This window comes from Rhodococcus sp. DMF-1, from assembly GCF_021441945.1.
GTDB classification, from domain to species: Bacteria; Actinomycetota; Actinomycetes; order Mycobacteriales; family Mycobacteriaceae; genus Rhodococcus; species Rhodococcus ruber.
In genome coordinates this window covers 2,399,240-2,420,179 of the sequence record NZ_CP090442.1, presented here as the reverse complement: position 1 = coordinate 2,420,179, position 20,940 = coordinate 2,399,240, and the positions used below count along the sequence as shown (strand labels likewise).

Sequence of the window (20,940 nt, the reverse complement as noted above, 5' to 3'; positions counted from 1 at the left end):
GGGCCGGCGGTCACACTGTCGCGGTGCTGATGTCGCTGCTGGATCTGGTGCTGCCCGTCGAGTGCGGCGGTTGCGGCCGCCCCGGCGTCGGCTGGTGCCGGCGCTGCGCCCGGGAGCTGGCGGACGTGCCGGCCCGGGTCCGGCCCCGAGTCGATCCCGGCGTTCCGGTGTGGGCCCTGGGGACGTACGGCGGTGCGCGCCGCCGCGCGGTGATCGCGGCCAAGGAACACGGCCGGCGCGACCTGGCCGGTCCGCTCGGCCTCGCGCTGGCCACCGCGGTGTCACGGCTGCGGCGCTGGGGGGAGCTGCCCGCCGGGCCTCTCGTCGCGGTGCCCGCCCCGACGAGGGCCCACGCGGCGCGCGCTCGCGGCGGCGATCCGGTGCTGCGTGCGGTGCGGGCGGCCGCCGGACACGACCGGCGCCTCGAGGTCTGCGGCCTTCTCGTCACCGGACGTGGTGTCCGCGATTCGGTGGGGTTGTCGGCTGCGCAGCGGCAGCGCAATCTGGCCGGGCGGGTGCGGGTGCGGACGGCGGGCCCGCCTCCCGGAGCGGAGGTGCTGCTCGTCGACGACGTCGTCACGACCGGCGCCACCGCCACGGAATCGGTGCGGGTTCTGCGGGCGGCGGGCCATCGCCCGTGCGGGGTGCTGGTGATCGCCGCCGCCTGAGAGCCGGAGGGTCTGAGAGCCGGAGGGCCTGAGAGCCGGAGGGCCTCGGGGCCGCAGGCCGGGGGGCCGGGAAAGGTGGGGACATCGGTCCCGCCACCAGGTGACGACGGCGTGAAATTGAGCGGAACGGTGGCACTCCCCGCCGTTCCGTACTACCGTCGCCCTCAGACCCGAAAACACAGGTAGCGGGCGCAAAACGCCCTTCAGCCGTCGTGTCGGGCGGAGCGCATCTCGCGCTCGTCGATCATGCCGGCGCGCGAGCTGCGCCGGCCGTACTCGGGAGGTACGAGTGACGATCCCTTCGAAGTCCAAGGTTCCCGCTGCAGAGACCGAAGCCGGTACTGCGGAGTCCAACGGTCCCCGCGCCGACGTCGTCGTCAAGGGGCGCAACGTCGAGGTCCCGGATCATTTCCGGGTCTACGTGTCCGAGAAGCTCGCTCGGCTCGAACGTTTCGACCCGACGATCTTCCTGTTCGACGTCGAGTTGCAGCACGAGCGCAACCGCCGGCAACTGAAGAGTTGCCAGCGAGTCGAGATCACCGCTCGGGCCAAGGGGCCGGTGGTGCGTGCAGAGGCATCCGCGGACAGCTTCTACGCTGCCTTCGAGTCCGTGACGGACAAGCTCGAGGCGCGACTGCGCCGCACGAAGGACCGCCGCAAGGTACACCACGGGGAGAAGACCCCTGTCTCGGTGGCCGAGGCCACGGCTGAACTCGCCAGGGACGACTCGCTCGGAATATCGCCGGAGATCTCGCTGGACCAGTACGAGCCCGAGCCGTCCGGGCCGGGCCGGATCGTGCGAACGAAGGAACACACCGCCGAGCCGATGACCGTCGACGACGCGCTGTACGAGATGGAGCTGGTCGGTCACGACTTCTACCTGTTCCACGACAAGGAGACCGACAGCCCGTCCGTCGTCTACCGCCGGCACGCGTTCGACTACGGGTTGATCCGGCTCGTGTGACGACTGCGCCGCCCGGCGGCGGCACCGTGCGTGCCACCCCGCCGAACGGTCGCCCGTGGTCACCTCGTCGAAAGACCGCCTACCATGGAATCCGGCCGGGGTCGATACAGGCCTCGGCCGGATTTTCGTTGTCCGTGCTGTACCCGAGATTGAGGACGAACACGCCCGTGCTGTCGCTGTCGAAGCTGCTCAGAGTCGGTGAAGGTCGCATGGTCAAGCGGCTCAAGCACATCGCCGACCACGTCGATTCCCTCTCACCCGAGTTCGAGTCCCTCACCGACGAGCAGTTGCGGACCAAGACGGACGAGTTCCGTCGTCGCTACCAGGCGGGTGAGACCCTCGACGAGTTGCTGCCCGAGGCGTTCGCCACAGCGCGCGAGGCGTCGTGGCGAGTGCTGGGCCAGAAGCACTACCCCGTTCAGATCATGGGCGGCGCGGCGCTGCACTTCGGCAACATCGCCGAGATGAAGACCGGTGAGGGCAAGACCCTGACCTGTGTGCTGCCGGCCTACCTCAACGCCATCGCCGACGAGGGCGTGCACGTGGTGACGGTCAACGACTACCTCGCCAAGCGCGACTCCGAGTGGATGGGCCGGGTGCACCGGTCCCTCGGTCTCGAGACGGCGGTGATCCTGTCCGGTCTGACGCCCGCCGAGCGGCGCACCGCGTACGCCGCCGACATCACCTACGGCACCAACAACGAGTTCGGCTTCGACTACCTGCGCGACAACATGACGCACTCGCTCGACGATCTCGTGCAGCGCGGCCACAACTTCGCGATCGTCGACGAGGTCGACTCGATCCTCATCGACGAGGCCCGGACGCCGCTGATCATCTCCGGCCCGGCCGACGCGTCGAGCAAGTGGTACGCCGAGTTCGCGCGGATCGCGCCGCTGCTGAAGAAGGACGTCCACTACGAAGTGGACATCAAGAAGCGCACCATCGGCGTGCACGAAGCGGGGGTCGAGCTCGTCGAGGACCAGCTCGGCATCGACAACCTGTACGAGGCGGCGAACTCGCCGCTGGTGAGCTACCTCAACAACGCGATCAAGGCCAAGGAGCTGTACCAGCGCGACAAGGACTACATCGTCCGGGACGGCGAGGTGATCATCGTCGACGAGTTCACCGGCCGCATCCTCGTCGGACGTCGCTACAACGAGGGCATGCACCAGGCCATCGAGGCCAAGGAACGGGTCGAGATCAAGGCGGAGAACCAGACGCTCGCCACGATCACGCTGCAGAACTACTTCCGCCTCTACGACAAGCTCTCCGGCATGACGGGCACCGCCGAGACCGAGGCCGCGGAGCTGCACCAGATCTACGAGCTCGGGGTGATCCCGATCCCGACCAACAAGCCGATGGTCCGCGCGGACCAGGGCGACCTGATCTACAAGACGGAGACGGCGAAGTTCGCGGCCGTCGTCGACGACGTCGCCGAGCGGCATGCCAAGGGGCAGCCGGTCCTGATCGGCACCACCAGCGTCGAACGCTCCGAATACCTGTCCGCGCAGTTCACCAAGCGCGGCATTCCGCACAACGTGCTCAACGCCAAGTTCCACGAGCAGGAGGCGACGATCATCGCCGAGGCCGGGCGGTCCGGCGCGGTGACCGTCGCGACCAACATGGCCGGCCGCGGTACCGACATCGTGCTCGGCGGCAACCCCGACATCCTCGCCGACGTGGAGCTGCGCAAGCGGGGTCTCGACCCGGTCCACACGCCCGAGGAGTACGAGGCGGCCTGGGACGAGGCGATCGAGCGGATCAACGCCGAGGTCAAGGCCGACGCCGACAAGGTCAGGGACGCGGGCGGCCTGTACGTCCTCGGCACCGAGCGGCACGAGTCCCGCCGGATCGACAACCAGCTGCGCGGCCGCTCCGGCCGGCAGGGCGACCCGGGTGAGTCGCGCTTCTACCTCTCGCTCGGTGACGAGTTGATGCGCCGTTTCAACGGCGCGGCACTCGAATCGATCATGACGCGCTTGAACCTGCCGGACGACGTGCCGATCGAGGCGAAGATGGTCTCGAAGGCCATCAAGAGCGCCCAGACCCAGGTCGAGCAGCAGAACTTCGAGATCCGCAAGAACGTCCTGAAGTACGACGAGGTGATGAACCAGCAGCGCACCGTCATCTACGACGAGCGTCGCCGCATCCTGCGCGGGGAGGACCTCGAAGGCCAGGTCGAGCACATGATCACGGATGTGGTCACCGCCTACGTGGACGGCGCCACCGCAGAGGGCTACGTCGAGGACTGGGACCTCGAGCAGCTGTGGACGGCCCTGCGAACCCTCTACCCGGTGGGCCTCGATCACAAGGAGCTCGCCACCTCCGCGGACGGCGAACCCGCGGATCTCAGCCGGGAGGAACTGCGCGAGGCGTTGCTGAAGGACGCGCACGCCGCGTACGCCCGCCGTGAGGCGGAGATCGACGCCATCGCCGGTGAGGGCGGCATGCGCGAGCTCGAGCGTCGGGTCCTGCTCTCGGTGCTCGACCGCAAGTGGCGCGAACACCTCTACGAGATGGACTACCTCAAGGAGGGCATCGGCCTGCGGGCGATGGCCCAGCGCGACCCGCTCGTGGAGTACCAGCGCGAGGGCTACGACATGTTCGTCGGGATGCTCGAGGGCCTGAAGGAGGAGTCCGTCGGATTCCTGTTCAACCTGCAGGTCGAAGCCGCGCAGGCGCAGCCGGGCCCGGGCGGCGGCGTCACCGCCGCGTCCGCGGCGGCCACCGCGCAGGCCGCCCCCACCCTGACGAAGCCGGCTCCCGCCCCGGCGGCCCCCGCGCCGGCTCCGGCACCCGCGCCCGCCCCGGCGACGCTGCGTGCGAAGGGCCTCGACGAGGACGACGACCGCAGTCTCACCTACACCGGGCCGGCCGAGGACGGCAGTGCCCAGGTTCGGCGCAGTCCCGCGACGTCGTCGCCGGCCGCGTCCGCACCCGGAACGACGGGCACCCGTCGGCAACGCCGGGAGGCGGCACGCAAGCAGTCCAAGGCGCAGCGCCGCCGCTGACGATGCGTCCGGGCCGGAGGTTGCCGGCCCGGACGCACGGTCAGCCCAGCCACACCGTGGTGAGCAGCCATCCGTGCGGCGTCCGGCGTGAGACGGGGTGGCGCGAGATGCGGCCGGCCAGCGCGAACACGCGATGGCCGCGGCCGTAGGAACCGAACAACTCGGCGGTGTCGGCGTCCACCGCACGCAGCCGGGTCCGCAGGAGCACCGCCGTCCCCGGATCGCTCGTCTTCGCGCCGACGGCAACGGTCGCATGCAGCGACGGATGGAGCACGGCAGCGAGCTGGGGCTCGGGACGGCGCCGGTCGGCCACTTCGAGGATCAACCGAGCCGCGAGGTCGGCGAATCGGCGTGCCGCCGGATCGACCTCCGGCAGTGGCCGCCCGATCGGCGGCACGGCCTTCACATGCATCGAACGGCCGTCGTGCGGGGTGAGGCGCCGCCTCGTGTGCCGGCGGTGTGGTCCGGCCGGACAGCACCGCTGCACCGGCGGCTCGAACGGAGCGATGCGTCGGACGTAGTGGGCGTCGTGCTGAGGGGTCATCGATTCTCCCGGTTCCGAGGGACGCCGTCGGCGCGGAACGGCCGACGGCGGGTGCGTAGACCCCGGGAGAGGACGGAGCCGCCGGTCATGGTGCCACATCCGTCTCGCCGTGTCGCCGTGTCGCCGTGTCGCCGTGTCGCCGTGTCGCCGTGTCGTTCGGGTCGTTGCATCGCCTGACCGGTGCGCGCGAACTAGGGTGGGGCGATGCGTGGACTGGTGCTCGATTTCGGTGGGGTGCTCGCGGGCCCCGGCACGGACGCGGCCGCGCTCGGCGGGATCCTCGCCGAGGTGCGCCGGCGCGGCGTGCGCACCGCGATCCTCAGCAACGATCCGGGTGGCCCCGCGGCCGCACCCCTGCGCGATCTGGGGCGGGGCCGGCTGGTGGACGAAGTGGTGCTGTCCGCGGACGTGGGCACCGCGAAACCCGATCCGCGCAGCTACCTGGCGGTGGCCCGGCGTCTCGGGCTCGAACCGTCGGCGTGTGTGTTCGTCGACGACCTGCGGGTGAACGTGGACGGTGCGGTAGCCACGGGAATGGTCGGCGTGCATCACGCCGATGCCGCCGAGGTGGTGGCGGAACTGACGGTGCTGTTCGGTCTCGACGAGCCGTCGCAGGCCGGAGCGGCTCGACGGGACGAGGACGAGAGGGATGCGGGGCGATGACCCACCGGATGTCGGCTCAGGACGCGTCGTTCTACTTTCTGGAGACGAGCAATACGCCCATGCACATCGGGTCGCTCGCCATCCTGGAGCAGCCGAGCGGCGGGCTCGACTACGAGGACGTGCTGCGGCTCGTGGAGCGCCGGCTGGCCGCGGTGCCGCGGTATCGGCAGAAGGCGCGCGAGGTCGCCCTCGGCCTGGCGCGTCCGGTGTGGGTCGACGACCGCGACTTCGACATCACCTATCACGTGCGGCGGTCGGCGCTGCCGCGGCCCGGCTCCGAAACGCAGCTGCACGAGCTGTTGGCCCGGTTGATCTCCCGTCCGCTCGACCGCTCCCGGCCGCTGTGGGAGATGTATCTCGTCGAGGGCCTCGCCGGCGACCGGTGCGCCCTGTTCACCAAGACCCACTCGGCGCTGGTGGACGGCGATCAGGCGCTCGAGATCGGGCAGGTGCTGTTCGAGCCCACCGAGACTCCCCGGGTGGATCCGGAGGAATTGTGGATGCCGGAGCCCGAGCCGAGTGACTCGGCGCTGCTGCTCGGCGCGCTCGCCGAGCTGGTGGCCAGGCCCGGTGAGGCGGTGTCGGGAGTGCGGGCGGCCGTCGGCGATCTGGCCGCGACGGCCGGGGAGGCGCTGGACGTGGTGGGCCGGCTGGCGCGCACCGCCGCCCAGTCCGCGCCCGACAGCCCGTTGAACGCCCCGATCTCCCGTAACCGCCGGTTCGCGGTGGTCAAGGCGGACCTCGAGTTGTACCGGAAGATCCGGGCGCGCTACGGCTGCACCGTCAACGACGTCGTGCTGGCGGTGATCGCGGGGGCGCTGCGGTACTGGCTGCTCTCCCGCGGGGAGCCGCTGACGGAGGCGACGGTGGTCCGGGCGATGGTGCCCATGTCGGTCTACGCGGAGGACCCGGACGTGCCGGAGGCGGGCCGGGAGGAATCCGAGACGGGTCCGCGCGGCGAGGTCTCGACCTTTCTGGTCGACCTCCCGGTGGGGGAACCGAACGCGGTCGTCCGTCTGTCCCACATCTCGCACGCCGGGGAGGCCTACTCTCGGCAGGGCCGCCGGGTCCCGGCGCGGTCGATGATGCGACTGTCCGGGTTCGCGCCCGCGACCATGCATGCCGTCGGGGCTCGTGTCGCGAGCGGATTCTCTCAGCGCATGTTCAACCTGATGATCACCAACGCGCCGGGCCCGCAGCATCCCCTCTACCTCGCCGGGGCCCGGGTCCTCGAGATGTATCCGATCTCGCCCCTGCTGAAGAATCAGGCGCTGAGCGTCGCGTTGACGTCGTACGACGGCAACGTCTACTACGGTCTCAATGCGGACCGCGACGCCATGCCCGATGTGGAGGTGCTGACGTCGCTGCTGCACGAGTCGCTCGAGGAGTTGTTGGATGCCAGTAGGTGAGTTGTGACACGGGTGTACGTACCGGCGACCATCGAGACGTTGAAGCGGTTGGTCGCCGACAGTGAGTTCGAGGCGGTGAGCGGCACCGCGTTCGCGGTCACCCCGGCGCTGCGCGAGGCGTACACCTCCGGTGACGACGAGGAACTCGCCGAGGTCGCGATGGCCGAGGCCGCCCGCGCCTCGTTGCGGCTGCTCGCCGGCCGGGCCGACGACGACCCGCCGCCCGAGTTCGGCCTGCGCCGGGTGGTGGTGGCCGCGGACGTCGACGGCGTCACCCTGCGTCCCGACCTCGACGACGCGGTGGTCCGGCTGCCCGGTCCGGTGCCGCTGTCCGCGGTGGCGTCGGTGCATGTGGACCTCGCCACTGCGGAACCGGACATCGCCCGGGCCCTGCCGGTCGTCGATGCGGCCGACCTCGGCGACGAGGAGGCGGAGTTCGTGCTGGGCGACGCCGAGGACCACGAACTCGCCTGGTACGCCACGCAGGAGCTGCAGTTCCTGCTCGAGCTGCTCTGACCCCGCGAGTGTGATCACCGTCTCGGCCCAACCTACGCCTCCGTAGGGAGCTGGTAACCTACGGAGGCGTAGCCCCTGGACGAGGAGAAGTGATCGGATGGGTCTGAAGGACTGGATCGAGCGGCCGGCGGCGCACGTCGCGACGAAGGACCGATCCGTGTCGAACATCCTGCGTGGTGCGGCCGCGCGGCTGACGACACCCCTCCTTCCCGACGACTACCTGCACCTCGCCAACCCCCTGTGGTCGGCGCGCGAGCTGCGTGGACGCATCGTCGAGGTCCGCCGCGAGACCGCGGACTCCGCGACACTCGTCATCAAGCCCGGCTGGGGCTTCGACTTCGGATACGCGCCGGGCCAGTACATCGGCATCGGGTTGCACGTCGACGGCCGCTGGCACTGGCGTTCGTACTCACTGACGTCCTCGCCCACATGGGACCGCAAGCTCATCTCGATCACCGTCAAGGCCATGACCGACGGGTTCCTCTCGACCCACCTCGTCAGCGGCGTGCCCGCCGGCACGATCGTGCGGCTCGCCGAGCCCAAGGGCGAGTTCGTCCTGTCCGACCCCCCGCCGGCGAAGATCCTGTTCCTCACCGCGGGCAGCGGCATCACCCCGATCATCTCGATGCTGCGCACCCTCGACCGCCGGTCCGTGCAGGCCCATGCCGAACTGCCCGATGTGGTGCACGTCCACTCGGCGCCCACCGCCGCCGAGGTGATGTTCGCCGACGAGATCGCCCGATTCGGGGCGGATCACGAGCAGTACCACCCGTACGTGCGCCTGACGCGGGAGCAGGGCAAGTTCGCCCTCGCCGAGCTCGACACCGTGTGCCCCGACTGGCGGGAGCGTCAGGTGTGGGCGTGCGGACCGCAGGCGATGCTCGACGACATCGACCGGTTCTGGGACTCCGCGGGCCTGTCCGAGCGGCTGCACCTGGAACGCTTCGCCGTCTCCCGCGCGGACACCTCCGGCGCCGGCGGGACGGTGACCTTCGCCAAGTCCGGCAAGACCGTCGCCGTCGACGGTGCGACGACCCTGCTCGAGGCCGGTGAAAGCGCCGGCGCGCTGATGCCGTTCGGCTGCCGGATGGGAATCTGTCAGACTTGTGTGGTGCCCTTGGAGAAGGGGCATGTCGTCGACCTCCGGTCCGGCAAGGAACACGCCGAGGGGGAGCGGGTACAGACCTGCATCTCCGCGGCTGCCGGAGACTGCACGCTCGGCGCCTGACGCACTACCCACCCGTTCCAGGGGGAAGGACCCCGGTGGCAATCACCGACATCACCGAGTTCGCTCACCTCACCGACGCGGACATCGAGGAACTCGGCCGCGAGTTCGACGCGATCCGTCGCGACATCGAGGACGCCCGAGGGCTGCGCGACGCCCGCTACATCCGCAACACCATCCGTCTGCAACGCGTCCTCGAGATCGGCGGTCGCGCGGCGCTGTTCGGCAGCCGCCGGCGTCCGCTGTGGCTGCTCGGCACGGGCCTGCTCTCGCTGTCGAAGATCATCGAGAACATGGAGCTCGGGCACAACGTGATGCACGGGCAGTGGGACTGGATGAACGATCCGGAGATCCACTCGACCTCGTGGGAATGGGATCAAACGGGTCCGTCGCAGCACTGGAAGCGCGCCCACAACTACGCGCACCACACCTACACGAACATCGTCGGGATGGACGACGACGTGGGCTTCGGCATCCTGCGGATGACGCGCGACGAGAAGTGGCGGCCGATCAACCTGCTGCAGCCCCTGGCCAACCTGATCCTCGCAGCCACGTTCGAGTGGGGCATCGCACTGCACGACCTCGATGCCGAGAAGAAGGCTGCCGGGGTGCCGGAAGGCCAGTGGAACTCCCAGCCCACCAAGGACTTCGCGCGCAAGATCGCGCGGCAGCTGGGCAAGGACCTGGTGCTGTTCCCGGCCATGACGGGCCGTGCGTGGCGCAGCACGATCACGGCGAACCTCACGGCGAACCTGGTGCGGAACCTGTGGGCGTACGTGGTGATCTTCTGCGGCCACTTTCCCGACGGCGCCGAGAAGTTCACCGTGGCGCAGTACGAGAACGAGACGCAGGGGCAGTGGTACCTGCGGCAGCTGCTCGGTAGCGCCAACATCGATGCCGGCCCGGTGATGGCCTTCATGACCGGCAATCTGAGTTACCAGATCGAGCACCACCTGTTCCCGGACCTGCCCAGCAACCGCTACCCCGAGATCGCGGAGCGGGTCCGCGCGCTGTGTGCGAAGTACGACCTGCCGTACACCAGCGGTCCGCTCGGTAAGCAGTACCTGCTCGCGCTGCGCACGATCCACAAGCTGGCACTGCCGGACGCGTGGCTGCGGGCCACGTCGGACGACGCCCCGGAGACCTCCTCCGAGCGCAAGTTCCGGCGTCCCGATCTGCCGCGGGTGCGGTCGGTGGGGGAGCGTCGTGAGGGGCTCGCGACCGCGCTGCGGACCCTGCGGGCCGCCAAGCGCGCCACCCGCCGGAAGTGATCTGCCGCACAAGCTACATCTCCGTAACCTACGGATTCGTAACTTACGGTACGGTAGGCGCATGGCCATTTCGGACATCAAGGAGTACGCGCACCTCACCGAGGCGGACGTCGAGGCCCTCGGCCGGGAGCTCGACGCCATCCGGCGGGACATCGAGGACTCCCGCGGCGAGCGCGACGCCCGCTACATCCGCAACACGATCCGACTGCAGCGCGGCCTGGAGCTGAGTGGGCGTGCGGTGCTGTTCGGCAGCCGCCGGCGGCCGCTGTGGCTGCTCGGTGCGGGCCTGCTCGGCCTCTCGAAGATCGTCGAGAACATGGAGCTCGGGCACAACGTGATGCACGGGCAGTGGGACTGGATGAACGATCCCGAGGTCCACTCCGTCCACTGGGAGTGGGACAACGCCGACCCGTCCGCGCACTGGAAGCAGACCCACAACTACCTGCACCACAAGTACACCAACATCCTCGGCATGGACGACGACGTGGGATACGGCCTGCTGCGGGTGACGCGCGACCAGCGCTGGCAGCCGTTCAACTACGGCAACATCGTCTACAACGCCCTGCTCGCCCTGCTGTTCCAGTACGGCGTCGCGGTCCAGCACCTCGAACTCGGCAAGGTCGCCAAGGGCCGCGACGACCGCGCCGAGACCAAGCGCAAGCTGCGCGAGGTGGGGGACAAGATCGGTCGCCAGATCGCCAAGGACTACGTGGTCTATCCGGCGCTGACGGGTAAGGCGTGGAGGTCCACGCTCACCGCGAACATGACGGCCAACGTGATCCGCAATCTGTGGACCAACGCGGTCATCTTCTGCGGGCACTTCCCCGACGGCGCCGAGAAGTTCACCAAGGCCGACGTCGACAACGAGACGCAGGCGCAGTGGTACCTGCGCCAGATGCTCGGCAGCGCCAACATCTCCGGCGGTCCGGTCATGGACTTCATGACCGGCAACCTGAGCTACCAGATCGAACACCACCTGTTCCCGGACCTGCCGTCGAACCGGTACGCCGAGATCGCGGTGCGGGTGCGCGAGCTGTGCGACAAGTACGACCTGCCGTACACCACCGGCCCGCTCGCCGTGCAGTACTTCAAGTCCTGGCGCACCATCGCCAAGCTGTCGCTGCCGAACAAGTACCTCGCGGACACACCGGACGCGGCCCCGGAAACCGCGTCCGAGCGCGGCTTCGGCGGCACCGCCGTCGTGGACCCTGCGACCGGCCGGCGACGCGGCCTGGCCACCGCGATCCGCGAGAACCGCCGGGTCCGCGGCGTGCGCCGTCTCCTCGGCATGCGCTGATCCCGAATCCCCACCGAGCGCCCGGCGTCCCTGTGACACCGGGCGCTCGGCGTCCCTGTGACACCGGGCGCTCGGCGTCCCTGTGACACCGGGCGCTCGGCGTCCCTGTGACACCCGGCGTCCGGGGACCGGGCTCACCAGGATTCGTTGGCGGCGATCGCGGTCAGCAGTGTGCGCACGGCCATCGCGCGGCGCCCGGACTTGCCCTCGAGGGCGTCGAGTGCGCACTCGGGGTCCGCGGGCGGGCCCAGGTGGGTGCAGCCACGGGGACAGTCCTCCACCGCGTCGGCGAGATCCGAGAACGCGGCGATCACGTCGTCGGCATCGATGTGAGCGAGCCCGAACGACCTGATCCCGGGGGTGTCGATCACCCACCCGCCGCCCGGCAACGGCAGCGCCACCGACTGCGTGGAGGTGTGCCGGCCCTTCCCGACCCCCGAGACCTCGCCGGTGGCGCGGTCGGCATCCGGGACGAGCCGGTTGACCAGAGTGGACTTTCCCACGCCGGAATGGCCGATCAGCGCGGTCGACCTGCCCGCCAGCATCGCCGTCAGCTCCGACAGGTCCTGCTCGCGGCCCGCCAGCACCACGGGAACGTCCAGATCCGCGAACTGCGCCGTGAACTCCCCGGGATCGGCCAGATCGCTCTTCGTCAGGCACAGCACCGGTTCCAGCCCGCCCGCAAACGCGGCGACCATGGACCGTTCGACCAGCCCGGTCCGAGGCGGCGGATCGGCCAGTGCGACGACGATCAGCAGCTGCTCCGCGTTGGCCACGACGATCCGCTCGAACGGGTCGGTGTCGTCGGCGGTGCGGCGCAACACCGTGGTGCGTTCCTGTACCCGCACGATGCGCGCAAGCGTGTCGGGCCGCCCCGACAGGTCCCCGACCACCGCGACCCGATCCCCGACGACGACAGGGGTACGGCCGAGCTCCCGGGCCCGCATCGCGACGACCGGCCGCGCGGGATCACCCTCCAGCACGCAGCCCCACCGGCCACGGTCGACGGAGACGACCATCGCTTCGACGGCGTCCCGATGGGCCGGCCGGTCCTTCGTGCGCGGCCGCGAGCCCTTGCCCGGACGGATCCGGACGTCGGTCTCGTCGTAGGTCCGCCGGCTCAGGAGCGCGCTCCCCTCAGCATCCCGGCCCACAGCTCGGGGAAGCCGGGCAGGGTCTTGGCCGTCGTGCCGATGTCCTCGACCTCGATGCCGTCGACGACGAGTCCCACGATCGCGCCCGCCGTCGCCATCCGGTGATCCGCATACGAATGCCAGCGTCCGCCGTGCAGCGGCGCCGGCACGATGTGCAGGCCGTCCGCAAGCTCGGTGGCGGAACCGCCGAGCTTGCCGAGCTCCGTGACCAGGGCGGCCAGGCGGTCCGTCTCGTGCCCGCGCAGGTGGGCGATGCCCCGCAGCGTGGACGGGGTGGTCGCCAGCGCCGCGAGTGCGGCGACCGTGGGGGCGAGCTCGCCGACGTCGTGCAGGTCGACGTCGAGGCCGCGCAGATGCTTCGGGCCTCGCACGGTGAGCGTTCCGTCGGACAGTGCGACGTCGGCACCCATCTGCTCGAGGATTCCGCGGATCGCGTCGCCGGCCTGGGTGGTGCGCTGCGGCCATCGCGGCACCGACACCGTGCCGGCCGTGACGGCCGCGGCCGCCAGGAACGGGGTCGCGTTGGACAGGTCGGGCTCGACGACCCGGTCCACGGCGCGGACCGGGCCCGGTGCGACCCGCCAGGTGTCGGGCACGGACGTGTCGACCGTCACCGCGGACTCGCGCAGCATCTCGACGGTCATGTCGATGTGCGGCATGGACGGCACGGCCGCCCCGGCGTGCCGCACCGTGACGCCCTCGACGAACGCGGCGGCGGAGAGCAGCAGACCCGAGACGAACTGTGACGACCCCGACGCGTCGATGGTGACGGTGCCGCCGCGCAGGGAGCCGCGCCCGCGCACGGTGAAGGGCAGGGTGTCGCCGTCGACGTCGGCGCCGAGCGAGCGCAGGGCCTCGAGGACGGTGCCCATCGGGCGGGTACGCGCCTGCTCGTCACCGTCGAAGAAGACGTCGCCGTCGGCCAGCGCCGCGAGGGGCGGCACGAATCGCATCACCGTTCCCGCCAGGCCGCAGTCCACCCGGGCGCCGTGCAGCCGGCCGGGGATGACGTGCAGCGTGGTGCCGTCGTCTCGCTCGTCGATCGTCGTGCCCAGTCCGCGCAGGGCCGCGATCATCAGGTCGGTGTCGCGACTGCGCAGCGCACCGGTCACGGTGGACGGGCCGTCCGCGAGCGCAGCGAGGATCAGGGCGCGGTTGGTGATCGACTTGGACCCGGGCAACGTGACGGAACTGTCGACGGGTGACTCGGCTCGGGGCGCACTCCACGGATTCACCCGTCCATCTTCGCCTATCCGCAGCCGACGGCCACGTGCCACACCCCGCGGTCGGGTGCGGTCCGCGGCGCGGGTGGTCGGCGCGGCACCTCCCGGGCGCCCCCGCATCAGGCCCCGGCGGTGATCGGCGCCACCACTGCTCCCGTGAGCCGCACCAGGTCCGCCGGGGCGAGTTCGATCTCGAGGCCGCGGCGTCCGGCGCTGCACAGGACCCGGTCCCACTGGTGCGCGGAGGCGTCGACGGCGGTGCGCAGCCGGCTGCGCTGACCCAGCGGTGAGATTCCCCCGAGGACGTAGCCGGTGGCGCGTTCGGCGTCGCTGCGTTCGGCCATGACCGCCTTGCCGCCCCCGAGGGCGGCCGCGGCCGCCTTCAGCGACAGCGTCGCCGGGACCGGGATCACGGCCACCGCGAGCTTGCCGTCGGAGAGCTTGATCACGAGGGTCTTGAAGATCTGGGCGGGGGCCACCCCGAGCCGCTGCCCGAGGAGCTCGACGGCCTCGGAACCGAACGAGCCGGCTCGCGGGTCGTGCGGGTACTCGTGGACGCGGTGGGTGACTTTCTCGCGTGTCAGCAGCGTGGTCGCGGGAGTGGAGGTCGAGGCCATGCGCGTCAATGTAGGGAACAAGCACCCACCCTGTCGTGTTGATTCCGGGTGGCCGCCACGATCGGCGTGGCCGGTGACCGAGAGCGAGGAGTGCCGCGTGCCTGTGCTGTGCCCGTCCCGGCCGGTAGCCTTCACGGATACGGCAAGTGAAGGGATCGGTGTGGTCGAGGAGTCTGGTACGGAACTGGCCGAACGGTTCGAGCGGGATGCACTGCCCCTGCTCGATCAGCTCTACGGCGCGGCGCTGCGGATGACCCGCAACCCCGCGGACGCGGAGGATCTGGTTCAGGAGACGTATATCAAGGCGTTCTCCGCCTTCTCCTCCTTCAAGGAGGGGACCAATCTCAAGGCGTGGCTGTACCGCATCCTGACGAACACCTACATCAACTCCTACCGCAAGAAGCAGCGCCAGCCCGCTCAGTACCCCACCGAGGAGATCACCGACTGGCAGCTGGCGGCGACGGCCGAGCACAGCTCCACCGGTCTGCGGTCGGCCGAGGTCGAGGCGCTCGACGCGCTTCCCGACGACGACATCAAGGCCGCGTTGCAGGAGCTGCCCGAGGAGTTCCGGATGGCGGTGTACTACGCCGACGTCGAGGGTTTCCCGTACAAGGAGATCGCGGAGATCATGGGCACGCCCATCGGCACGGTCATGTCACGGCTGCACCGCGGCCGCAAGCAGCTGCGCGGCCTGCTGGCCGATGTCGCGCGGGAGCGAGGATTCAACCGGAGCGGGGCCGTGGACGCTGCTGTCGGACACGGTGTGGACAACAAGGAGGTCTCGAGGTGAGCGAGTCGGCCGACTTCGATCAGCTCGACTGTTCCGCAGTGATCGCGGACGTCTATCTGCTGCTCGACAGCGAGTGCGACGACCGGTCGCGTGAGCGTCTGCAGCGCCATCTCGACGACTGCGGGTCCTGCCTCGAGGCGTACGGGCTCGAATCCCAGCTCAAGTCCCTGCTCAGCCGCAAGTGCGGCGGCGAGCACGCCCCGGAGGGCCTGCGGGAGCGGCTGCTGGTCGAGATCCGGCGGACCGTCGTCGTGACGCGCACCGACGTCCGGGATTGACCACCCGACACGCGTGAGGGGGCCGGAAGCAGCTGCTTCCGGCCCCCTCACGCGTGTGTGCGCGCCTCAGGCGTTGGGACGCTTGCCGTGGTTGGCGGCGTTACCCTTGCGACTGCGCTTCTTGCGGCCTCGCTTACCCATGGTCCGATCTCCTTTCTGGTTCATTACAGTGTTTCACGTGTGGTCCGGTGGCCCTGAAAGCAGGGCCACCGTCTTCTTCGTGGAATGAGGTGCCCGATGGCCGAAGACGTGCGCGCCGAGATGGTCTCCACCGTGTTCGAGGTGGTGGTGCAGGAAGGGGACGTCGTCGCCGAGGGCGACACGCTGGTGATCCTGGAGTCCATGAAGATGGAGATTCCGGTGCTCGCCGAGACGTCGGGCACCGTGACCTCACTGGACGTGGTCGTCGGCGACGTCGTGCAGCAGGGCGACCTCATCGCGGTCATCTCCTGAGTCCGCACGTGCCGCCCGTGTCCACCCTCAGCGCTCTTCTCGCCGAGCACACCGACCTGCCGGGCGGTGCGGTCGACCACCTGCAGCGAGTCGTCGGCGAATGGCAGTTGCTCGCGGACCTGTCCTTCGCGGACGTCCTGTTGTGGGTGAGCGCCGAGCCGAGTGGGGTGGTGTGCGTGGCGCAGTGCCGCCCCACCACCGCATCGACCGTGCTGCCCGAGGACATGGTGGGTTCGGTGGTGTCCGAGCGGGAGCACCCGCACGTGTTGCGGGCCCTCGAGACCGGAGTGGTCGTCTCTGCGGACGCGCGGCCCAGCCACGTCGCGCCGCTGCGCCGGCAGGCGGTGCCGGTCCGCTGGGACGGGCAGGTCATCGCCGTTCTGAGCCGCGACGCGGCCACCGTGGCCAGGCGCACCAAGAGCGCCCTCGAGACCGCGTACCTCGAGTGCGCCGACGCCCTGTTCACGATGATCTGCGAGGGCACCTTCCCGACCACGGAATCGCGTTCGGACACCAAGTCGAGCCCCCGCGCGGGCGACGGCTTCATCCGCCTCGACCGGTCCGGCCGGGTGGTGTATGCGAGCCCGAATGCCCTGTCCGCCTACCACCGGATGGGGTTGAACTCCGACCTGCTCGGCCAGAACCTGATCGAGACGACACGCGCGCTGGTGACCGATCCGTTCGAGAGCGAGGACGTCGAGAGCTACCTGCGGGGTGCGGTGCGCGGCAAGCTGGGACGGCCCATGGAGATCGAGGCACGCGGGGCCACCGTGCTGCTGCGTGCGCTGGTGCTCGCGCCCGGCGGCCGGCTCGAGGGTGCGGCGGTGGTCATCCGCGACGTCACCGAGGTCAAGCGGCGCGATCGGGCGTTGCTGAGCAAGGATGCCACGATCCGGGAGATCCACCACCGGGTGAAGAACAACCTGCAGACGGTCGCGGCCCTGCTGCGGCTGCAGGCGCGACGCACCGGCAACACCGAGGCCCGGCAGGCGCTGGCCGAGGCGGTGCGCCGGGTGACGTCGATCGCGCTCGTGCACGAGGCGCTGTCGATGTCGGTGGACGAGGAGGTCGATCTCGACGACGTCGTCGACCGGCTGATCCCCATCGTCGTCGACGTCGCGGCCGTGGGCAGTCAGGTCCGGGTGCGCCGGGAGGGCAGCCTGGGGGTATTCCCCGCCGAGCGGGCGACACCGCTGGTGATGGTGCTCACCGAACTCGTGCAGAACTCGGTCGAGCATGCCTTCGATCCGGGTGCGGCCGGCACCGTGACGCTGCGGGCCGAGCGGTCGGCCCGCTGGCTCGACGTGGTGGTCCACGACGAGGGCAAGGGACTGCCGGAGGGATTCGACCTCGAGAGCTCGGACCGGTTGGGCCTGCAGATCGTCCGCACGCTCGTCGCCGCCGAACTCGGCGGCACGTTGCGGCTCGAGCGGGGCGCGACGACGGGAACGGATGCGCGGCTGCGGGTTCCGCTGGGCCGGGTGGCGCTCGGCTGAGCCCCGGTGGGGAGTCCGGCGGGAACCAGGCCCGCGGAGGCAGGAAGGCCCGGCACCGAAGCGGTGCCGGGCCTTCCCGGAGATCTGTGGCGGTGGGCCGTGTCAGACCGCGGAGCGCGCCCGGGTGCGGGCGTTGCGGCGCTTGAGGGCACGACGCTCGTCCTCGCTCATGCCGCCCCACACGCCCGCGTCCTGACCGGACTCGAGGGCCCACGAGAGGCACTCGGCGGTGACGGGGCAGCGGTTGCACACGAGCTTGGCGTCGGCGATCTGCGCGAGGGCCGGGCCGCTGTTACCGACGGGGAAGAACAGCTCGGGATCCTCGTCGCGGCAGATGGCCTTGTGGCGCCAGTCCATGCTTCTACTCTCCTTCGATAGTGCTCGTCGCACCGGCTGATCGTGGTGGCAAGTTCATGCGTGCGTCGGCAAGTGTTTCCGCGCGGTTACTTGTGAATGCTTTCACGAACCAGCGTGAAGTCAATAGGAATCGACACGACCGTGGGGAAGCTCACGCCGGCTGTGGCCCGTTCCGGGACTCGAACTTCCTTTGTACACCGCGGAACACAAAAATGTAACCCGGGTCACTCCACGGACGGGGTGGGTGCCACGACCTCGAGCACGGCCGGAACCGACACGAACTCCACCTCGGTGCGAAGACCGAGGTAGTCCCCGTCCACCTGCAGGCCGATCGGCCGGCTCGATTCCGCTCGCACCCGTGCGACGTCGTCGACCCGCACCAAGCGGCGGGAGTTCGGATTCCCGTGGCGCGCGAGCAACTGGCGGACCACCCGCAAGCTTGCGAACACCGCCGTCGTCGTCATCGCGAAGACACCGAGCCCGGTGTCGAACGAGGTGCCCGGATTGGTGTGCACCGGGCGCTTGTCCAGATAGGTCCACGGGCTCGAATTGGAGACGAACGCGTAGTACACGCCCGGGATCGGTGGCCGTCCGGGCAGCGTCAGCGTCAGCGCGGGCTCGGCACCCTTGGACTTGAAGAACTGCGTGATCGAATGCACGACGTATCGGGCGGTCGTGACCTTCCGCCCGCCCAGCCGGCTCAGGTCGACGGCCTCGCACACCTGTGCGTCGAGTCCGAGCCCCGCATTGAAGACGAACCACCGGCCGTCGCAGTGGCCGAGACCGATCCGGCGGGTCGTGCGCCGGGCCAGCAGATCGAGCAGTTGCGCGGTCGCCTTCACCGGATCGGCGTCCACACCCAGCGAACGGGCGAAGACGTTGGCCGACCCGCCGGGGACGACCGCGAGCAGCGGGAGCGTGGGGTCGGCAACCCGCTCGGACGGGGTACCGAGCAGGCCGTTGACGATCTCGTTGACGGTGCCGTCGCCGCCGTGCGCGACGACGACGTCCATTCCGTCGGCGTGCGCCGAGCGGGCCAGTTCGGCGGCGTGTCCCCGATGGGTGGTGTGGGCGACGGTGAGGGAGACCCGATCGGCGAGCGCGCGGGCCAACCGGTCGCGACCGGCCGGAGTGGTGGTCGTCGCGTTGGGGTTCACGATCAGCAGTGCGCGCACGGAGCATCAGCCTAAGTGGTCTCGCACGGGTCCACTACGCTGGCCGGGTGTCCACCGAGTCGCCACGCAGCACCGTCCCGTCCACCGTTCGAGCGGCGGGTGGTCTCGTCGTCCTCGAAGGCGTGATCGCGATCGGTTTCGCTGTGGTGTCCGTGGTCCGGGCGCTGACGGGCGGGCACGACCAGACGGTCGGAAACGGCTACGGCCTCGCGCTGTGGCTGGGAATCCTGTTCGGTGGCGTGCTCGCGGCCGGGATCGCGCTGTTACGCGGACAGCGCTGGGGACGGGCCGTGGCGATCGTCGCGCAGCTGCTGTTGCTGCCGGTGGCCTGGTCGCTGCTGACCGATTCCCACCAGGTCGTGCTCGGCATCCTGTTGACCCTGATCGTGGTGCCGGCGCTGGTGCTGCTGTTCAGCCCGCCGACGACGCGCTGGCTGGCCCAGGACTACGCGCCGGATGCCGACGACGCGGCCTGACCCCCGCCGAGCGCGGTGAGCGCCTGCCCGCTGAGACGGAAGGTGGTCCACCCGTCCTGCGGGACCGCGCCGAGCGAACGGTAGAACCCGATCGACGGCGTGTTCCAGTCCAGCACCGACCAGCTCAGGCGGCTGTAGCCGCGGTCGACGCACTCGCGGGCCAGCGCCGCGAGCAGGGCGCGGCCGTGTCCCTGCCCCCGGTGCTCGGGCCGGACGTACAGGTCCTCGAGATAGATGCCGTGCACCCCGTCCCAGGTGGAGAAGTTGCGGAACCACAACGCCATGCCCACCACCGTTCCGTGCGCGTCCTCGGCCACGTGGGCGAACGCGGCGGCATCGGCCCCGAACAACGCCGTGTGCAGCTGCTCGGGCACGACGGTGCACTCGTGGCGAGCCTTCTCGTACTCGGCCAGTTCGTAGACGAGGGCGGTGAGAGCGTCGACGTCGGCGGGACGGGCGCGGCGGATCACGATCGGGCCTTTCGTGAGGTTCGGCGACCCGCCGGAGGGCGGATGTCGCGGTCGATTCTCGCGTTCGGGCGAGTTTTCAGCGAGGATCGACCCGTGACAACGGTACTTGCGGTGGCAAATCAGAAGGGTGGCGTCGCGAAGACGACCACCGTCGCGTCTCTGGCGGCCGCCCTGGCCGGGCTGGGGCAGCGGGTGCTCGTCGTCGACCTGGACCCGCAGGGCTGCCTGACGTTCTCGCTCGGGCACAACCCCGACCGGCTCGAACGGTCGGTGCACGACGTGCTGGTGGGGGCGGCGGAGGCCAAGGAGGTTCTGCTCGATACCGGCGAGGGGTTCACGTTGCTGCCCGCGACGATCGACCTCGCCGGCGCCGAGGCGCTGCTGCTGATGCGGCCGGGGCGCGAGTTCACCCTTCGCCGGGCGCTGGCGCCCCTGCTCGACAGCTTCGACGTCGTCGTGATCGACTGCCCGCCGTCGCTGGGCGTGCTCACGCTCAACGGCCTGACCGCGGCGCAGTCCGTGCTCGTGCCCCTGCAGTGCGAGACCCTCGCGCACCGCGGCGTCGGGCAGCTGCTGCGCACCGTCGCCGAGGTCAAACAGATCACCAACCCGGACCTCGAGCTGCTCGGTGCCCTGCCGACCCTCTACGACGCCCGCACGACGCACAGCCGTGACGTGCTCGCCGACGTCGCCGACCGGTACGACATGCCGGTGCTCGCGCCGCCGATCCCGCGCACCGTCCGCTTCGCGGAGGCGTCGGCGTCCGGAGCCTCGGTGCTGGCCGGCCGGAAGAACAAGGGCGCCGAGGCCTACCGCGAGCTGGCCGAGAACCTGCTCGCCCATTGGCGCGACGGCAAGGAGCTGGTCACCTTCACGTCGTGAC

23 protein-coding genes are annotated in these 20,940 nt (G+C 70.1%); 15 read left to right on the top strand and 8 right to left on the bottom strand.

The window, feature by feature from the left end; genetic code table 11:
- Positions 1 to 23: 23 nt before the first annotated feature.
- The 3 genes from LZP97_RS11155 (at position 24) to secA (ending at position 4,643) form a co-directional block, all read left to right on the top strand.
- A complete protein-coding gene (locus tag LZP97_RS11155; RefSeq protein ID WP_048770744.1) occupies positions 24 to 668 on the top strand; it encodes a ComF family protein in 645 nt (214 codons plus the stop codon).
- A 289-nt stretch (positions 669 to 957) separates the two neighbouring features.
- Positions 958 to 1,632: a ribosome hibernation-promoting factor, HPF/YfiA family gene (gene hpf / locus LZP97_RS11150; protein WP_048770745.1), complete on the top strand. Its 675-nt coding sequence runs from the start codon at positions 958 to 960 to the stop codon at positions 1,630 to 1,632.
- 209 nt (positions 1,633 to 1,841) lie between these two features.
- Positions 1,842 to 4,643: a preprotein translocase subunit SecA gene (secA, locus tag LZP97_RS11145; protein ID WP_048771105.1), complete on the top strand. Its 2,802-nt coding sequence runs from the start codon at positions 1,842 to 1,844 to the stop codon at positions 4,641 to 4,643.
- Between the two features lie 40 nt (positions 4,644 to 4,683).
- Here secA and LZP97_RS11140 read toward each other — a convergent pair whose 3' ends face one another.
- Complete coding sequence (locus LZP97_RS11140) at positions 4,684 to 5,187, bottom strand: Rv3235 family protein (protein ID WP_010594741.1); 504 nt, start codon at positions 5,185 to 5,187, stop codon at positions 4,684 to 4,686.
- 204 nt (positions 5,188 to 5,391) lie between these two features.
- Between LZP97_RS11140 and LZP97_RS11135 the strand changes: the two genes are divergently transcribed.
- The 6 genes from LZP97_RS11135 to LZP97_RS11110 all read left to right on the top strand — a co-directional run bounded on the left by LZP97_RS11135 (position 5,392) and on the right by LZP97_RS11110 (position 11,568).
- Positions 5,392 to 5,850: an HAD-IA family hydrolase gene (locus tag LZP97_RS11135; RefSeq protein WP_010594740.1), complete on the top strand. Its 459-nt coding sequence runs from the start codon at positions 5,392 to 5,394 to the stop codon at positions 5,848 to 5,850.
- Positions 5,847 to 7,259 carry a WS/DGAT/MGAT family O-acyltransferase gene (locus LZP97_RS11130; RefSeq protein WP_010594739.1) on the top strand — a complete coding sequence of 471 codons (1,413 nt, stop codon included), beginning with the start codon at positions 5,847 to 5,849 and terminating at the stop codon, positions 7,257 to 7,259. The genes LZP97_RS11135 and LZP97_RS11130 overlap by 4 nt, the downstream gene beginning before the upstream one ends.
- Before the next feature lie 3 nt (positions 7,260 to 7,262).
- On the top strand, positions 7,263 to 7,775 hold the full coding sequence (locus LZP97_RS11125; RefSeq protein WP_010594738.1) for a DUF6912 family protein: 513 nt from the start codon (positions 7,263 to 7,265) through the stop codon (positions 7,773 to 7,775).
- A gap of 97 nt (positions 7,776 to 7,872) precedes the next feature.
- Positions 7,873 to 9,003 (top strand): ferredoxin reductase, encoded by a 1,131-nt coding sequence (locus LZP97_RS11120; protein ID WP_017679566.1) that lies wholly within the window; start codon positions 7,873 to 7,875, stop codon positions 9,001 to 9,003.
- Between the two features lie 35 nt (positions 9,004 to 9,038).
- On the top strand, positions 9,039 to 10,271 hold the full coding sequence (locus LZP97_RS11115; RefSeq protein WP_017679565.1) for a fatty acid desaturase family protein: 1,233 nt from the start codon (positions 9,039 to 9,041) through the stop codon (positions 10,269 to 10,271).
- A gap of 61 nt (positions 10,272 to 10,332) precedes the next feature.
- Positions 10,333 to 11,568 (top strand): fatty acid desaturase family protein, encoded by a 1,236-nt coding sequence (locus tag LZP97_RS11110; RefSeq protein WP_048770748.1) that lies wholly within the window; start codon positions 10,333 to 10,335, stop codon positions 11,566 to 11,568.
- A 134-nt stretch (positions 11,569 to 11,702) separates the two neighbouring features.
- Here the strand turns inward: LZP97_RS11110 and rsgA are convergent, their stop codons facing one another.
- The 3 genes from rsgA to ybaK all read right to left on the bottom strand — a co-directional run bounded on the left by rsgA (position 11,703) and on the right by ybaK (position 14,562).
- Positions 11,703 to 12,722 (bottom strand): ribosome small subunit-dependent GTPase A, encoded by a 1,020-nt coding sequence (gene rsgA, locus LZP97_RS11105; protein WP_040272459.1) that lies wholly within the window; start codon positions 12,720 to 12,722, stop codon positions 11,703 to 11,705.
- Positions 12,689 to 13,957 carry a 3-phosphoshikimate 1-carboxyvinyltransferase gene (aroA, locus tag LZP97_RS11100; protein ID WP_010594731.1) on the bottom strand — a complete coding sequence of 423 codons (1,269 nt, stop codon included), beginning with the start codon at positions 13,955 to 13,957 and terminating at the stop codon, positions 12,689 to 12,691. The genes rsgA and aroA overlap by 34 nt, the downstream gene beginning before the upstream one ends.
- 107 nt (positions 13,958 to 14,064) lie before the next feature.
- Positions 14,065 to 14,562 carry a Cys-tRNA(Pro) deacylase gene (gene ybaK / locus LZP97_RS11095; RefSeq protein ID WP_010594730.1) on the bottom strand — a complete coding sequence of 166 codons (498 nt, stop codon included), beginning with the start codon at positions 14,560 to 14,562 and terminating at the stop codon, positions 14,065 to 14,067.
- 160 nt (positions 14,563 to 14,722) lie between these two features.
- Between ybaK and LZP97_RS11090 the strand changes: the two genes are divergently transcribed.
- Entirely contained in the window at positions 14,723 to 15,352 is a 630-nt protein-coding gene (locus tag LZP97_RS11090; RefSeq protein ID WP_010594729.1) for a sigma-70 family RNA polymerase sigma factor, read from the top strand.
- Positions 15,349 to 15,630 (top strand): mycothiol system anti-sigma-R factor, encoded by a 282-nt coding sequence (rsrA, locus tag LZP97_RS11085; protein WP_010594728.1) that lies wholly within the window; start codon positions 15,349 to 15,351, stop codon positions 15,628 to 15,630. The genes LZP97_RS11090 and rsrA overlap by 4 nt, the downstream gene beginning before the upstream one ends.
- A gap of 66 nt (positions 15,631 to 15,696) precedes the next feature.
- Here rsrA and LZP97_RS27470 read toward each other — a convergent pair whose 3' ends face one another.
- Positions 15,697 to 15,771: a 50S ribosomal protein bL37 gene (locus LZP97_RS27470; RefSeq protein ID WP_022597109.1), complete on the bottom strand. Its 75-nt coding sequence runs from the start codon at positions 15,769 to 15,771 to the stop codon at positions 15,697 to 15,699.
- Positions 15,772 to 15,867: 96 nt separating this feature from the next.
- On the opposite strand from LZP97_RS27470, the gene LZP97_RS11080 reads away from it, so the two are divergent.
- Both LZP97_RS11080 and LZP97_RS11075 read left to right on the top strand, forming a co-directional pair.
- On the top strand, positions 15,868 to 16,083 hold the full coding sequence (locus tag LZP97_RS11080; protein ID WP_003939128.1) for a biotin/lipoyl-binding carrier protein: 216 nt from the start codon (positions 15,868 to 15,870) through the stop codon (positions 16,081 to 16,083).
- Between the two features lie 17 nt (positions 16,084 to 16,100).
- The gene (locus tag LZP97_RS11075; protein ID WP_017679563.1) at positions 16,101 to 17,579 is read left to right on the top strand and encodes a sensor histidine kinase; all 1,479 of its coding nucleotides are present in this window, start codon (positions 16,101 to 16,103) and stop codon (positions 17,577 to 17,579) included.
- 102 nt (positions 17,580 to 17,681) lie between these two features.
- Here the strand turns inward: LZP97_RS11075 and LZP97_RS11070 are convergent, their stop codons facing one another.
- A complete protein-coding gene (locus LZP97_RS11070) occupies positions 17,682 to 17,936 on the bottom strand; it encodes a WhiB family transcriptional regulator (RefSeq protein WP_003939130.1) in 255 nt (84 codons plus the stop codon).
- Positions 17,937 to 18,160: 224 nt separating this feature from the next.
- The gene (locus LZP97_RS11065; RefSeq protein ID WP_010594726.1) at positions 18,161 to 19,111 is read right to left on the bottom strand and encodes a diacylglycerol/lipid kinase family protein; all 951 of its coding nucleotides are present in this window, start codon (positions 19,109 to 19,111) and stop codon (positions 18,161 to 18,163) included.
- A 47-nt stretch (positions 19,112 to 19,158) separates the two neighbouring features.
- On the opposite strand from LZP97_RS11065, the gene LZP97_RS11060 reads away from it, so the two are divergent.
- Positions 19,159 to 19,587, top strand: a complete 429-nt coding sequence (locus tag LZP97_RS11060) for a hypothetical protein (RefSeq protein WP_010594725.1) — start codon at positions 19,159 to 19,161, stop codon at positions 19,585 to 19,587.
- Here the strand turns inward: LZP97_RS11060 and LZP97_RS11055 are convergent.
- On the bottom strand, positions 19,557 to 20,057 hold the full coding sequence (locus tag LZP97_RS11055; RefSeq protein WP_040272464.1) for a GNAT family N-acetyltransferase: 501 nt from the start codon (positions 20,055 to 20,057) through the stop codon (positions 19,557 to 19,559). The genes LZP97_RS11060 and LZP97_RS11055 overlap by 31 nt on opposite strands.
- 93 nt (positions 20,058 to 20,150) lie before the next feature.
- Here LZP97_RS11055 and LZP97_RS11050 point away from each other — a divergent pair, with 93 nt between their 5' ends.
- Positions 20,151 to 20,939: a ParA family protein gene (locus LZP97_RS11050; RefSeq protein ID WP_040272466.1), complete on the top strand. Its 789-nt coding sequence runs from the start codon at positions 20,151 to 20,153 to the stop codon at positions 20,937 to 20,939.
- Position 20,940: the final 1 nt, after the last annotated feature.